The 13,430-nt window shown below is 69.9% G+C and carries 13 protein-coding genes and 2 pseudogenes; 6 read left to right on the forward strand and 9 right to left on the reverse strand.

Features of this window, described 5'->3' with window-relative positions; genetic code table 11:
- Nucleotides 1-9 precede the first annotated feature (9 nt).
- The 4 genes from EAO75_RS28615 to EAO75_RS28630 all read right to left on the reverse strand — a co-directional run bounded on the left by EAO75_RS28615 (nucleotide 10) and on the right by EAO75_RS28630 (nucleotide 2,840).
- Nucleotides 10-531: a hypothetical protein gene (locus EAO75_RS28615; protein ID WP_147997868.1), complete on the reverse strand. Its 522-nt coding sequence runs from the start codon at nucleotides 529-531 to the stop codon at nucleotides 10-12.
- Between the two features lie 188 nt (nucleotides 532-719).
- Nucleotides 720-1,580, reverse strand: coding sequence for an ABC transporter permease (locus tag EAO75_RS28620; protein ID WP_147997869.1), 861 nt, complete (start codon nucleotides 1,578-1,580; stop codon nucleotides 720-722).
- Nucleotides 1,540-2,388, reverse strand: a complete 849-nt coding sequence (locus tag EAO75_RS28625) for an ABC transporter ATP-binding protein (protein WP_147997870.1) — start codon at nucleotides 2,386-2,388, stop codon at nucleotides 1,540-1,542. Before EAO75_RS28625 ends, EAO75_RS28620 begins: the two co-directional genes overlap by 41 nt.
- On the reverse strand, nucleotides 2,385-2,840 hold the full coding sequence (locus EAO75_RS28630) for a MarR family winged helix-turn-helix transcriptional regulator (protein WP_147997871.1): 456 nt from the start codon (nucleotides 2,838-2,840) through the stop codon (nucleotides 2,385-2,387). The genes EAO75_RS28625 and EAO75_RS28630 overlap by 4 nt, the downstream gene beginning before the upstream one ends.
- 274 nt (nucleotides 2,841-3,114) lie before the next feature.
- Here EAO75_RS28630 and EAO75_RS28635 point away from each other — a divergent pair, with 274 nt between their 5' ends.
- Nucleotides 3,115-3,906 carry an RNA polymerase sigma factor SigF gene (locus tag EAO75_RS28635; protein ID WP_147997872.1) on the forward strand — a complete coding sequence of 264 codons (792 nt, stop codon included), beginning with the start codon at nucleotides 3,115-3,117 and terminating at the stop codon, nucleotides 3,904-3,906.
- 30 nt (nucleotides 3,907-3,936) lie between these two features.
- On the opposite strand, the gene EAO75_RS28640 is transcribed toward EAO75_RS28635, so the two are convergent.
- Nucleotides 3,937-4,269, reverse strand: coding sequence for an ANTAR domain-containing protein (locus tag EAO75_RS28640; RefSeq protein WP_147997873.1), 333 nt, complete (start codon nucleotides 4,267-4,269; stop codon nucleotides 3,937-3,939).
- Between the two features lie 167 nt (nucleotides 4,270-4,436).
- Here EAO75_RS28640 and EAO75_RS28645 point away from each other — a divergent pair, with 167 nt between their 5' ends.
- Nucleotides 4,437-5,237, forward strand: a complete 801-nt coding sequence (locus tag EAO75_RS28645) for a VOC family protein (RefSeq protein ID WP_147997874.1) — start codon at nucleotides 4,437-4,439, stop codon at nucleotides 5,235-5,237.
- A 175-nt stretch (nucleotides 5,238-5,412) separates the two neighbouring features.
- On the opposite strand, the gene EAO75_RS28650 is transcribed toward EAO75_RS28645, so the two are convergent.
- From EAO75_RS28650 to EAO75_RS28660, 3 genes are all read right to left on the reverse strand, one after another.
- Nucleotides 5,413-6,159 (reverse strand): phosphotransferase family protein, encoded by a 747-nt coding sequence (locus EAO75_RS28650; protein WP_147997875.1) that lies wholly within the window; start codon nucleotides 6,157-6,159, stop codon nucleotides 5,413-5,415.
- A 136-nt stretch (nucleotides 6,160-6,295) separates the two neighbouring features.
- The gene (glgX, locus tag EAO75_RS28655) at nucleotides 6,296-8,461 is read right to left on the reverse strand and encodes a glycogen debranching protein GlgX (RefSeq protein ID WP_187284597.1); all 2,166 of its coding nucleotides are present in this window, start codon (nucleotides 8,459-8,461) and stop codon (nucleotides 6,296-6,298) included.
- On the reverse strand, nucleotides 8,458-8,970 hold the full coding sequence (locus tag EAO75_RS28660) for a pep a2 (protein WP_147997876.1): 513 nt from the start codon (nucleotides 8,968-8,970) through the stop codon (nucleotides 8,458-8,460). Before EAO75_RS28660 ends, glgX begins: the two co-directional genes overlap by 4 nt.
- Before the next feature lie 296 nt (nucleotides 8,971-9,266).
- On the opposite strand from EAO75_RS28660, the gene EAO75_RS28665 reads away from it, so the two are divergent.
- The 4 genes and pseudogenes from EAO75_RS28665 to treS form a co-directional block, all read left to right on the forward strand.
- Nucleotides 9,267-9,572: a DUF5133 domain-containing protein gene (locus EAO75_RS28665; protein ID WP_147997877.1), complete on the forward strand. Its 306-nt coding sequence runs from the start codon at nucleotides 9,267-9,269 to the stop codon at nucleotides 9,570-9,572.
- Between the two features lie 70 nt (nucleotides 9,573-9,642).
- Nucleotides 9,643-11,325, forward strand: a complete 1,683-nt coding sequence (locus EAO75_RS28670; protein WP_147997878.1) for a maltotransferase domain-containing protein — start codon at nucleotides 9,643-9,645, stop codon at nucleotides 11,323-11,325.
- 37 nt (nucleotides 11,326-11,362) lie between these two features.
- A pseudogene (locus EAO75_RS28675) lies at nucleotides 11,363-11,914 on the forward strand (alpha-glucosidase C-terminal domain-containing protein); the annotation flags it as partial.
- Between the two features lie 5 nt (nucleotides 11,915-11,919).
- Nucleotides 11,920-13,137: pseudogene (treS, locus tag EAO75_RS28680) on the forward strand (maltose alpha-D-glucosyltransferase); the annotation flags it as partial.
- A gap of 85 nt (nucleotides 13,138-13,222) precedes the next feature.
- Here treS and EAO75_RS28685 read toward each other — a convergent pair.
- Nucleotides 13,223-13,430, reverse strand: a 208-nt coding sequence (locus tag EAO75_RS28685) for an alpha-glucosidase C-terminal domain-containing protein (RefSeq protein WP_187284598.1), incomplete at its 5' end; no start/stop codon positions are given.

Here is a 13,430-nt window from a genome sequence, read left to right on the forward strand (position 1 = left end):
GCTCGCGCGTCAGGCGGTGCCCTCTTCGGCCTGGTCCCGCAGGAAGTTGCTGACCTGGAGCGCGAGGCCGTCCCGCAGGGCGGCGGCGTGGGCGCCGGCGCAACCCTCCTGAAGGCCGAGGCCGCCGGTCCACAGCCGGCGGTCCGCCCACTCCTCCTCGACCCGCAGCTGGATCTGCACGTCGACCTGGCTCAGGCTCGCTTCCGGGCCGGCCGCGTACAGCACGGCGGTGGCCCGGCGCAGCGGGTAGACGTCGAAGCCCTCGATGAACTGCGAGTTGCGCCAGTCGATGAACGCGGCCTCGCCGTCGCCGCCAATCCGCACGTCGATCTGGCCGTCCTCCAGGTGGATGCCGAGGTGCCGCTCGCCGCGGTTCTCGACGGTGACCCGGAGCCTGAAGTACGTCAGCCCCTCGGCGGCGTCGTCCCGTCCGCGCGGCGGCTCCGCGGCTGCCAGGCCGTGGACGCGGACACGCAGACCGGCATGCTCGTCGTACTCGTGCCAGTCCCCGACCACGTTCGGCTCGTACACAATCCACCTCTCGACCCAGAGAGCTGCTTCCTATCTTTGTGCTCAGTGCACTGTCAAATGAGCAGAATGCGCTGTGGCCAGCCCATTCGCACCCTTGATCACCGATCAAGCCGTGGGCAGGAAGAATCGACGTCGGGGCTGTCCGGAGGCATTCACGCACGTGCCGCACATCACGTTCCGCGCCAAGATCAGCGAGCCAGTCGGCCCAGCAGCGAGGACGCCGCGGCGATGCCGAGCGCGGCGGCCACGAGCAGGACGGCGAAGTCGAGCGCGAGGTGGGCGGGGGCGCCGAGGAGGAGGCCGCGCAGGGCGTCCACCTGGTAGCTGAGCGGGTTGGCCTTGCTGACGGCCTGGAGCCAGCCCGGCATCACGGACAGCGGGTAGAGGGCGTTGGAGCCGAAGAACAGCGGCATCGTGATGGCCTGCCCGAAGCCCATCAGCCGGTCGCGGCTGAGGACCACGCCGGCGATGGTCATCGAGAGGCAGGAGAAGAAGGCGGAGCCGAGGACGACGACCGCGCCGACCCCGAGCAGCTTCAGCGGGTTCCAGGTCAGCGCGACCCCGAGCAGCGCGGCGATGACGATCACGACGACGGCCTGGATCAGGGACTTCACCCCGGCCGCGAACGCCTTGCCGGTGATCAGGGCCGAGCGCGGGGTGGGGGTGACGAGCAGCTTGTTCAGGATGCCGGCGTCGCGCTCCCAGATGATCTGGATGCCGTAGAAGATGGCGATGAACATCGCGGACTGGGCGATGATGCCGGGGGCGAGGTAGTCGATGTAGGGGATGCCGTCGGTGGGGATCGCCTTGATGCGGGTGAAGGTCTGGCCGAAGATCAGCAGCCAGAGGGCGGGCTGGACCGCGCGGGTGTACAGCTCGGTGCGGTCGTGGCGCAGCTTCTGGAGTTCGACGGCGCACATGGCCGCGACGCGGGCGGGCAGCACCCGCCAGCCGGCGCGGGGCACGGGCGGCCGCAGCAGCAGGTCGATGCCGCCGGGGTGGGCCCGGTCAGCCGACGCGGCGGGCGGTGCGGCGGGTGCTTCGGACATCGCGGAAGTCTCCTGAACTCTCGTCGAGTCCGCTGCCGGCGATGTCGCGGAAGACGTCCTCCAGCGTGGGCAGCGGGTCGGTGTCGGCCGCCCCCGCGGCGCGCCTGCGGGCGCCGAGCCCCTCTCTGAGCTCGGCCGGGGTGCCGAGGGCCCGGATGCGGCCGTGGTGCATGAGGCCGACCCGGTCGCAGTACTGGTCGGCCTCGTCCATGTAGTGGGTGGTGACCAGGACCGTCATGCCGGTGGCGGCGCGCACGGCGCCGATGTGCTCCCACACTCCGGTGCGGGCGATCGGGTCGAGGCCGATGGTCGGTTCGTCGAGGATCAGCAGCCGGGGCGCGCTGACCAGGGCCTGGGCGAGCTCGAGGCGGCGGACCATGCCGCCGGAGTAGGTGCCCGCGAGCCGGTCGGCGGCGTCGCCGAGGCCGACGGCGGCCAGGGCCTGGCCCACCCGTGCGGCGCGTTCGCGGCGGGGCACGTCGAAGACGCGGGCGAACAGGGCGACGTTCTCGCGGCCGGTGAGGCCCGCGTCGGCGGACAGCTGCTGCGGGACGTAGCCGAGCAGCCGGCGTACGGCCATACGGTCGTCGGCGGCGTCGTGCCCGAAGACGCGGACCATGCCGGCGGGCACCGGCAGGAGGGTGGTGATGCAGCGGATCGCGGTGGTCTTTCCGGCGCCGTTGGGACCGAGCAGCCCGAAGACCTCGCCCTCGCGCACCGTCAGGTCGAGCCCGTCCACCGCGTTGGTCTCACCGAAGGCGTAGGCGAGCCCGGTGCAGTCCACGGCCTGGTCGGCGTGTCGTGTCATGGGCGTTCCGCCTCCTCGCGCAGGGTGTCGGACAGTCTGCGCAGCGCCGGGACCGCCGCGAGCAGCGTCTCGCGGTCCACCTCGTCGAGGCGGGACACCTGGCGCCGTACGAGATCCGCGCGCCGTCTGCGCCATTCGCCGAGCCGGGCCTCGGCCGCGGGGGTGGGCAGCAGTCGGGCGGCGCGCCGGTCGGCCGGGTCCGTCTCGCGCACCAGATAGCCCTGCCGGGCCAGCTGGTTGACCAGCGTGGACACCGAATTGCCCGCCAGGTACAGCTCCTTGGCCGCCTCCGAGATCCCGATGCCGGGCCGCTGCGCGACCAGCCGCAGCAGCTCCACCTCGGCCGTGCGCAGCGGCGGGGCGGGCATCTCCCGGCGCAGCCTGCGCCGGATCAGCCGCTGGACGCCGACGAGCGCGTCCGCCAGCTCCTCGGGGAAGGTCTCCTGTTCCACCTCACCGACATTACCTCTGTAGCAGAGGTAATGAACCAAGGCGGGGTCAAGTACGCCCGATCGGCGGGACGCACAGTCACCTCTCCGTAACGCGTAGTCGCATTCACGAAATGTGTTTCCGGTTCTGCTGGGCCGGGAATATGGGCTTATGTGCTTCGGACAGGAGGCACGTCCGTGGGAGCCGACCCACCAGGCCCCTGGGTGTCCTCCATGTGGTCCGGGTGCGCGCCTCCCATGCTGTCCAGTCAGCACCTGCTGAGGGAGGTGCGCACGGATGAGTGCCGCCACCAGAACGAAGCAGCACCCGCACGACGACGCCCCCGACACCGCCGAAGCGTTCGCCCGACTCGTGGGACTGCCCGAGGGGCCGCAGCGCAAGGCGCTCAAGGACGAGCTGGTTCAGGCCTGGTTGCCCATGGCCGAGCGGATCGCCGTCCGGTTCAAGGGCCGCGGCGAGTCCCTGGAGGATCTGTACCAGGTGGCCGCGCTGGGCCTGGTGAAGGCCGTCGACCACTACGACCCGGCCCGCGGCCACGCCTTCGAGGCGTACGCCGTGCCCACCATCACCGGTGAGATCAAGCGGCACTTCCGCGACCACATGTGGACGCTGCACGTGCCGCGCCGGGTCCAGGACCTGCGCAACCGGGTCCGCAGCTCCACGAAGGAGCTGTCGCAGCAGACCCCCGGTCGGGCCCCCACCGTTGCCGAGATAGCGGACCACGCGCACCTGAGCGAGGACGAGGTCCGCACCGGCATGGAGGCGCTGGACTGCTTCTCCGCGCTGTCGCTGGAGGCGGAGATGCCCGGGACGGACGGCTATGCGCTGGGGGACGCGATCGGCGGTCCGGATCCGGCGTTCGAGGTGGTCATCGACCGTGTCTCCGTCGGGCCGTGTCTGCAACGGCTTCCGGAGCGTGAGCGGACGATCCTCTACCTCCGCTTCTTCGGCGGGATGACGCAGAGCCGTATCGCGTGCCAGCTCGGGATCTCGCAGATGCATGTCTCCCGGCTGCTCAGCGGCTGTTTCGCGCACCTGCGTGAGGAACTGCTCGCCGAAGCCCGGTGAGCCTGCGAAGGATGAGTCGGCGCCGCGTCCTCACTCCTGTGCCGCCCCCGGGATCTGCGTCGGGCCGTGACGCTCCAGGGCCTCTTCGAGCTCGAAGCGGATCTCGGGCGGCATCCGGCCGTCCCTGCCCCAGACGAGGATCAGTTCCGCGACATGGCGGAGCTTGATGTTCGTGTGCTGGGAGACCTCCCTCAGCACCGCCCATCCCTCGTCCGGCGCCACCCGGCCCAGCGCGACGACCATGCCGATCGCCTGGTCCACGACGGCGTGCGAGACGACCGCCTCCTTGAGCTGGTGGACTTCCGCTTCCAGTTCGAGAATCCGGTCGGTTTCGTCGGCAGGCTCGTTCGGTACCGGTGCCACGCCTCCATCGTCGTCGCTTCGCCGGTCGGTTGCCAGTGAACGCGAGGACGGACATCGCCCGTTTCCGTCCACCGCCGGGGGTACTCGACAGGCCCGGGAGCGGATCCGGTTGGACACTGGGAGCAGACCGGTGGCCGCCGGTAGGGCGAGACCAGGACGCGACTGCCATGAACAATGCAAGATCCTCCAGGAGCACGGCCGACGTCGTGTCCACACACTCCGTGTTCGGCGCACCCTGCTGGGTGAGCCTGACCAGCCGTGACCTGGAGGCCACCCAGGCGTTCTACACGGCCATGCTGGGATGGCGCTGGCGGCCGGCCAAGCTGGGGGACCGCTTCCGCGTGGCGCTGGCACAGAACGTGCCGGTGGCCGGGATCGCCGCGGTCGCCTCGATGTGGCAGATGGCCGTGGCCTGGACGCCGTATTTCGCCGTGCGCAGTGCGGACGAGGCCGTCGCCCGGGTGCAGGAACGCGGCGGCACGGCAGCCGTCGGGCCGCTCTCCCTGCCGCCCGGCCGTGCTGCGCTGCTCGCGGACCGCGACGGTGCGACGTTCGGCATCTGGGAGGGGGAGCTCATCTCCAACTGGGAGACCTGGCGGCGGGCCGCGCCGACGTTCATCCGCCTGCACACGCGCGACGCGTTCGACGCCGCCATGTTCTACGGCGAGGTCCTCGACTGGGCCACGGACCGGCCCGGTGGCTGCGAGGTGCACTACGAGGGCGGCGAGGTCGTGCTGCGCAGCGGGGGTGACGTGGTGGCACGCATCGAGTCGGGGGCGCTCGGGGCCGCGCCCGACCCGACGATCCGCCCGCACTGGCAGGTTCACTTCGCGGTCACGGATGTGGCGGAGTGCGCGCGGGCCGCGGAACTGAACGGGGGCAGTGTGCTGTCCAAGGGCAGCGACGAGGCGGTGTTGCGGGATCCGGACGGGGCGCAGTTCACGGTGACTTCGCGGCGCGAGCGGTGACTTCGCGGCGCGAGCGGTGACTTCGCGGCGCGAGCGATAGAAGGCGCGATGGGCCCCGCGCCCCTCTTACGCCTCCTGACAAAAAGAGGCTTCTGGACCTCTGGGAATGACGGTGTGTCGGGATGGCCTGCTCGATGCGTCAGAACGCATGCGTAGCAGTCGGGCCCGCGCAGCCTCACATCTGGGATCTCAGCACGTCGACCTCACAGCCCGGCGCGAAGGGGTCGAAGCCGTGCTCGATCAGCCAGCGAACTGCCAGCAGGCTTCGCAACGACCACCACGCGTGGATCACGTCGAGCTCGATGTCGGTGCCATAGCCGGCGATGACGTCGTCGAGGTACTCCTCGTGTCCGAGCGTGAAGGTGGCGAGGTCGTACAAGGCATCACCCTGGCCCGCCTCGGACCAGTCGATGATGCCGGTGACCTCGTCGCCGTCGACGAAGAGGTGCGCGATCTGCAGGTCGCCGTGTGTGAACGCCGGAGTCCACGGCCGGAGCGCGGCCTCGGCGACCCGGCGGTTGCGGGTGACCAGGTCGGCGGGCAGGAGGCCGTTCGCCACGAGGAGTTCGCACTCGGCGTCGAGCTCCGCCGCCAGCGCGGCGGTGCTCCGGCCGGCCCGCCCGGGCCGGGGCGGCAGCGGTGCCCGGTGCAGCTTCCGGATGGCGGCGCCCGCCGCGGCCCACGCCGCCGGCGACCCGGTCGACGGCCCGCCGAGGCGCCCGAGCGTCGTACCCGGGAGTGCGGCGATCGCGAGCACGGGCGGCTTGCGCCACAGGACCTCCGGGGTCGGGACCGGCGCGAGGGACATCGCCTCGACCTCGACGTCGATGCGCGCCTGATCGGCGTCCACCTTCAAGAACACGTCGCCGACGCGCACAGTCGCGCGCTCGGAATGGGCGACGACGACTTTGACCTCATCCATGGGCGACCAGTATCCCGGGGATGATCGCCGACGTCGCCAGGTTTGTCGCGTGCGATTACGCGGCTGACCGCGTCCTGCCACCCGGCGGCCTCGTGCACGACACCGACCTCTGACCAGGTCAAGCCCACCACTTTTGTCAGGAGTCCTGAGGGCGTTTGCGTGAGGGCCTCGACAGCAGGACGAGGCTGCGGCGCTCGACGAGGAGGGCGGTGCCCGCCTTGTGCTCCGACTCGTCCGGGGGACCCTGTGATGCGGACGTGTCGATCGTCGTCGTCCAGCGCTCCCCGTAGGAGACGTCCGGCAGCTGGAACTCCACCGGCTCCCAGTAGGCGTTGAGCAGGAACAGGAAGGAGTCGTCCACGACCGGCTGCCCGCACCAGTCCGGCTCGGCGATGGCGTCGCCGTTGAGGAAGGCGGCGACGGAGTGGGCGTCGGAGCGCCGCCAGTCGTCCTGCGTCATCTCGCGGCCGTCGGGCAGGAGCCACACCAGGTCGGGCAGCGGCTGGTCGGGGTGGGTCGGGGTCTCGCCCTGGAAGAAGCGGCGGCGGCGCAGGACGGGGTGGGCGGCGCGCAGACCGATGACGCGGCGGGTGAAGTCGGCGAGTGAGCGTTGGTCGTCGGTGAGCCGCCAGTCGATCCAGGAGACCTCGTTGTCCTGGCAGTAGGCGTTGTTGTTGCCGCGCTGGGTGCGGCCGAGTTCGTCGCCGTGGCAGAGCATCGGGATGCCCTGCGACAGCAGCAGCGTGGCGAGGAAGTTGCGCTGCTGACGGGCGCGCAGCGCGAGCACGGCCGGGTCACGCGTCTCGCCCTCCGCGCCGCAGTTCCAGGACCGGTTGTGGCTCTCGCCGTCCCGGTTGCCCTCGCCGTTGGCCTCGTTGTGCTTGTCGTTGTACGAGACGAGGTCGCGCAGCGTGAATCCGTCGTGCGCGGTCACGAAGTTGACGCTGGCGCGCGGGCGGCGCCTGCTGTGGGCGTACAGGTCGGAGGAGCCGGTCAGCCGGGAGGCGAACTCGCCGAGCGAACCGGGCTCGGCGCGCCAGAAGTCCCGTACGGCGTCGCGGTACTTGCCGTTCCACTCCGACCACAGCGGCGGGAAGTTCCCCACCTGGTAGCCGCCCTCCCCCACGTCCCACGGCTCGGCGATCAGCTTGACGCGGCTGATCACCGGGTCCTGCTGGATCAGGTCGAAGAACGCCGAGAGCCGGTCCACCTCGTGGAACTGGCGGGCCAGCGTCGCCGCGAGGTCGAAGCGGAAGCCGTCGACGTGCATCTCGGTGACCCAGTAGCGCAGCGAGTCCATGATCAGCTGGAGCACGTAGGGATGGCGCATCAGCAGGCTGTTGCCGGTGCCGGTGGTGTCGTAGTAGTGCGCCCAGTCGCCGTCCACGAGGCGGTAGTACGAGGCGTTGTCGATGCCCCGGAAGGACAGGGTCGGGCCGCGTTCGTTGCCCTCGGCGGTGTGGTTGTAGACCACGTCCAGGATCACTTCGAGGCCGGCCGCGTGCAGCGCCTTCACCATCGACTTGAACTCGTCGACCTGGCGGCCTCGGGTGCCGTGGGCGGCGTAGGCGTTGTGCGGCGCGAAGAAGCCGATCGTGTTGTAGCCCCAGTAGTTGGACAGCCCGCGGTCCAGCAGCACGCCGTCCTGGACGTACTGGTGCACCGGCATCAGCTCGACGGCCGTCACGCCGAGGGACGTGAGGTGCTCGACGACGGCCGGGTGCGCCAGGCCTGCGTAGGTGCCGCGCAGTTCCGGCGGGACCTCGGGGTGGTTGCGGGTCAGGCCCCGTACGTGCGCCTCGTAGATGACGGTGTCGGCGTACGGCCGTCTCGGCGGGCGGTCGTCGCCCCAGTCGAAGTACGGCTCGGTCACCACACCGAGCATGGTGTGCCCGGCGCTGTCCGCAGGGGACGGGGCGCCCGGGGTGCGCTCGAAGAGGGAGGCGTGGTTGTCCACCCGGCCGTCCACCGCCCGGCTGTACGGGTCGAGCAGCACCTTCGCCGGATTGCACCGGTGGCCGAGGCCCGGGTCCCAGGGGCCGTGCACCCGGTAGCCGTAGCGCTGCCCCGGGCCGACGCCGGGCAGATAGCCGTGCCACACGAAGCCGTCGACCTCGGTCAGCGGGACCACGCTGTGCCGGTCCTTGTCGTCGACGAGGACGAGTTCGACGCGTTCGGCGACCTCGCTGAACACGGCGAAGTTGGTGCCCCGGCCGTCGTAGGCGGCCCCCAGCGGGTAGGGGTGCCCGCTCCAGGCGGACACCCCTCGGCTCTTGTCGTCGCGGCGCCGGCGGGCGGTCACCGGGCGCCCTCCAGGATGCCGTCCCGGGTGCCCGCCGCGTCGGCGACGGCCGTGACGGGCGCCTCGCGGGGAACACCGCGCGCTTCGCGCAGACTGGGCGCGGGGGCCGCGGGGACGAGCGGGGCACGTTCGCCGGCGCGGGCGCGTTGCGAGAACCAGATGACCTTGGCTCCGGACTCGGTGGCGCAGCAGCCCCAGCCGTCGCTCATCGCGGCGAGGTGCTGGAGGCAGGCGCGCAGCTCATGGTCCGGGCGCAGAGCACGGTCGTTGTCACCGATGGCAGTGATGAGGTGCTGGCCGTTCCACCACATCTCGACCGAGGTGTTCTTGTCCGTTGCGTGCTCGTCGATGGCCCGCAGCAGCATCTCCGTGCTGTGGCGGACGGGCTCGACAAGGGTCTCCAGGTCCCAGTACCGGAGGTGGGCGGCCAGAATTCGGCTGACCTGACCCACCCGTTCGGGGCTGACTTCCACGTCGAGGTGGTAGTAGCAGGGCACTGCGGTCTTCACCGTCGTTACCTCCTCACCGCGAGAGCTCCCGCTCTCCTCGCCCCTGCGGGACGGGCCCCGAACACGGAGCGTGAGCACTGATCGCTTCTGAGTCACTTCAGGGTGGGGGCGGTACGCCATTCGTGCAACACGAGGACACACCCGAGGTAGTTGAAGATCCAACAGGACGCTGCGTCGTCGACCGTGCACCATGTGTGAAGACCTCGATGCCCGTAACGGAACCCGTGCGTGGGCGCGCACGGGTTCCGCCCGACGGTCGGGAGACGTGTCATCGAGCCCGGAAGGTGAAGGCGGCCATGCTGCTACCGGCCAAAGCCGAAGTCGCCCGGCAACTGCGGCGATACCGGGCCTGGGAACGAGCCATGCTCGCGGCCCCGGCCGACCTCACGGTGCGTACCGCCTTCGAGGACCATGGCTACACCCTCTGTGTGCTGATGGGAAAGCGCTGCGCCCGTGAGGCCGCGGACGCCGCCGAGCGCTATCTGCGCAGCACGCCGACCGCCTATCTCCTGGAGCAGGACGGACGGCCCCGCACGGCGAGCGTCTCCGCACGCAGAGGACCGCCGAGATCGCGGCGGCGGCGTTTCCATGCCGGCAGGTAGCCGGCTTCCGGCGAAGATCGAACCCCCGGCCGGGCCTTGTGCCCGGCCTCGAGCACGGTGGAGGTGAACCATGGGCAGGACCAAGAGCAAAGCCGGTGCCGGCACCGGGACCATCGGCCGTATCCCGGTACGGGACGTACAGCCGGCCGTGGAATGCGGCAGGCATCCGGCGAAGGCGGTCGTCGGCGAGACCTTCGAGGTCAGCGCCACCGTGTTCCGCGAGGGCCACGACTCCGTGGCCGCCAACGTCGTGCTGACCGATCCCGACGGCCACCCCGGCCCGTGGACGCCGATGCACGAACTGGCCCCCGGCATGGACCGTTGGGGGGCCAAGGTGACACCGTCCGCGGTGGGGTCATGGACGTTCCATGTGGAGGCCTGGAGCGATCCGGTGGCCACCTGGCGCCGCACCGCCCGCATCAAGGTTCCGGCCGGGATCGACGTCGGGCTGGTCCTGGAGGAGGGCGGCGAGCTCTACGAGCGTGCGGCCGCCGGCGTGCCCGACGAGACCGAGCGGGCGACCGTGCTGGCCGCCTCCGAGGCGCTGCGGGACGACTCGCTGCCGCCCGTGTCACGGCTGGCGGCGGCGTTCGCGGCGAACGTCGACGCGGTGTTGGGCCGGTATCCGTTGCGGGATCTGGTGACCGCCTCGGATCCGCTGCCCCTGCTGGTCGAGCGCGAACGCGCCCTGTACGGCTCCTGGTACGAGTTCTTCCCCCGCTCCGAAGGCACCCCCGAGCAGCCCCACGGCACCTTCGAGACGGCCGCGCGCCGGCTGCCCGCGATCGCCGCGATGGGCTTCGACGTCGTCTACCTGCCGCCGATCCACCCCATCGGCACCACCTACCGCAAGGGCCCGGACAACACCCTGTCCGCCGGCCCCGACGACGTCGGCGTGCCCTGGGCCATCGGCTCCCCCGAGGGCGGCCACGACGCCGTCCACCCCGACCTCGGCACGATCGAGGACTTCGACCGCTTCGTCGCCAAGGCCGGCGAACTGGGCCTGGAAGTGGCCCTCGACTTCGCCCTGCAGTGCTCCCCCGACCACCCCTGGGTACACAAGCACCCCGAGTGGTTCCACCACCGCGCGGACGGGACGATCGCCTACGCGGAGAACCCGCCGAAGAAGTACCAGGACATCTACCCCTACTACGGCGACGAGATCGGCATGGGCGACAACATCTGGCTCGGCGACCGGGACGCCGTGCGCTACTACGGCGACGAGATCGGCATGGGCGACAACATCTGGCTCGGCGACCGCGACGCCGTGCGCACCCCCATGCAGTGGACCCCGGACCGCAACGCCGGCTTCTCCACCTGCGACCCCGGGCGGCTCTGTCTGCCGACGATCATGGACCCGGTCTACGGCTACCAGGTGACGAACGTCGAAGCATCGATGGCGTCGCCGTCCTCGCTCCTGCACTGGACCCGCCGCATGATCGAGATCCGCAAACAGAACCCGGCGTTCGGACTCGGCTCCTACACCGAACTCCAGTCGTCGAACCCTGCGGTCCTCGCCTTCCTGCGCGAGTACGAGGACGACCTGGTGCTCTGTGTGCACAACTTCGCGCGCTTCGCGCAGCCCACCGAGCTCGACCTGCGCGAGTTCAGCGGACGGCACCCGGTCGAACTGTTCGGCGGCGTGCGATTCCCGGCCATCGGCGAACTGCCGTATCTGCTGACCCTCGGGGGCCACGGCTTCTACTGGTTCCGGCTCACCCGAGTCGCATCCCGCATCGGCAGACGACTTTGAGCGTGAGCTTCGAGCGTGTGCCGAGGAAAGGAAGGACGGCGCCCGCCCCGCCTTCGAGGTCCGCGCCGTCCTCGCCGCCACCCTCTCCCCGACCTGGGGCATCTACAGCGGCTACGAACTGTGCGAGAACACCCCCCTGCGCAAGGGCAGCGAGGAATACCTCCACTCGGAGAAGTACCAACTACGCCCCCGCGACTGGAGCACGGCGGAGCGCGACGGCCGCACGATCGCGCCCCTGCTCACCCGCCTCAACGCGATCCGCAGGTGCCACCCCGCCCTCCACCGGCTCAGGAATCTCCGCTTCCACCACACCGACAACGACGCGGTCATCGCGTACAGCAAACGCACAGGCCCGGACACGGTTCTGGTGGTCGCCAACCTCGACCCGCACCACACCCAGGAGGCCACGGTCTCGTTGGACATGCCGCAACTCGGCCTGGACCGGGACGCCTCCTTGTCCGTGCACGACGAACTGACGGGTGAGACCTACCGCTGGGGCCGGACCAACTACGTACGCCTCGAGCCCGGCAGGGCGCCCGCGCACGTTCTCCACGTCCAGGCTTCGCCACCGCAGATCGGAGGGTCCTGAGCGTCATGACCGTCAACGAGCCCGTTCAGGACACCTTCGAGGACACGCCTGCCAAGGATCGTGACCCGGATTGGTTCAAGCGCGCCGTCTTCTACGAGGTCCTGGTCCGCTCATTCCAGGACAGCAACGGCGACGGTGTCGGCGACCTCAAGGGCCTCACCGCCAAACTCGACTACCTGCAATGGCTCGGCGTCGACTGCCTGTGGCTGCCGCCCTTCTTCAAATCACCGCTCAGGGACGGCGGCTACGACGTCTCCGACTACACCGCCGTCCTGCCCGAATTCGGTGACCTCGCCGACTTCGTCGAATTCGTCGACGCCGCCCACCAGCGCGGTATGCGGGTCATCATCGACTTCGTCATGAACCACACCAGCGACCAGCACCCGTGGTTCCAGGAATCGAGGAAAGACCCCGACGGCCCCTACGGCGACTACTACATGTGGGCCGACGACGACAAGCAGTACGCCGACGCCCGCATCATCTTCGTCGACACCGAAGCCTCCAACTGGACCTACGACCCGGTCCGCAAGCAGTACTTCTTCCACCGCTTCTTCTCCCACCAGCCGGACCTGAACTACGAGAACCCGGCCGTCCAGGAGGAGATCCTGGCCGCCCTCCGCTTCTGGCTGGACCTGGGAATCGACGGCTTCCGGCTCGATGCCGTGCCCTATCTGTATGCCGAAGAAGGGACGAACTGCGAGAACCTTCCCGCCACGCATGAATTCCTGAGGCGGGTCCGGCGCGAGATCGACGCGATGTATCCGGACACAGTGCTGCTGGCGGAGGCGAACCAGTGGCCGGAGGACGTCGTCGACTACTTCGGCGACTACGCACGCGGGGGCGACGAGTGCCACATGGCGTTCCACTTCCCCGTCATGCCCCGCATCTTCATGGCCGTACGGCGCGAATCCCGCTACCCCGTCTCGGAAATTCTCGCCAAGACCCCGGCCATTCCCTCCGGCTGCCAGTGGGGCATCTTCCTGCGCAACCACGACGAGCTGACCCTGGAAATGGTCACCGACGAGGAACGCGACTACATGTGGGCGGAATACGCCAAGGACCCCCGCATGCGCGCCAACATCGGCATCCGCAGGCGTCTCGCCCCGCTCCTCGACAACGACCGTCACTCGATCGAACTGTTCACCGCCCTGCTGCTGTCCCTGCCCGGCTCGCCGATCCTCTACTACGGCGACGAGATCGGCATGGGCGACAACATCGGGCTGGCGTCGACCGTACGGGTGGGTCGGGGAGATGCGGTCTTCTGCATGGTGACGCGTCCTTTCCTCGGCACACGCTCGAAGCTCACGCTCAAAGTCGTCTGCCGATGCGGGATGCGACTCGGGTGAGCCGGAACCAGTAGAAGCCGTGGCCCCCGAGGGTCAGCAGATACGGCAGTTCGCCGATGGCCGGGAATCGCACGCCGCCGAACAGTTCGACCGGGTGCCGTCCGCTGAACTCGCGCAGGTCGAGCTCGGTGGGCTGCGCGAAGCGCGCGAAGTTGTGCACGCACACAGAG

It is taken from the genome of Streptomyces sp. UW30 (assembly GCF_008042075.1).
In the GTDB taxonomy this organism is placed as follows: Bacteria; Actinomycetota; Actinomycetes; order Streptomycetales; family Streptomycetaceae; genus Streptomyces.

Coding starts and splice junctions, on each gene's coding strand:
- EAO75_RS28620 (WP_147997869.1), bottom strand. CDS start 1,580: ATGTCCGAAGCACCCGCCGCACCGCCCGCCGCGTCGGCTGACCGGGCC.
- EAO75_RS28625 (WP_147997870.1), bottom strand. CDS start 2,388: ATGACACGACACGCCGACCAGGCCGTGGACTGCACCGGGCTCGCCTAC.
- EAO75_RS28635 (WP_147997872.1), top strand. CDS start 3,115: ATGAGTGCCGCCACCAGAACGAAGCAGCACCCGCACGACGACGCCCCC.
- EAO75_RS28645 (WP_147997874.1), top strand. CDS start 4,437: ATGAACAATGCAAGATCCTCCAGGAGCACGGCCGACGTCGTGTCCACA.
- EAO75_RS28650 (WP_147997875.1), bottom strand. CDS start 6,159: ATGGATGAGGTCAAAGTCGTCGTCGCCCATTCCGAGCGCGCGACTGTG.
- EAO75_RS28665 (WP_147997877.1), top strand. CDS start 9,267: ATGCTGCTACCGGCCAAAGCCGAAGTCGCCCGGCAACTGCGGCGATAC.
- EAO75_RS28670 (WP_147997878.1), top strand. CDS start 9,643: ATGGGCAGGACCAAGAGCAAAGCCGGTGCCGGCACCGGGACCATCGGC.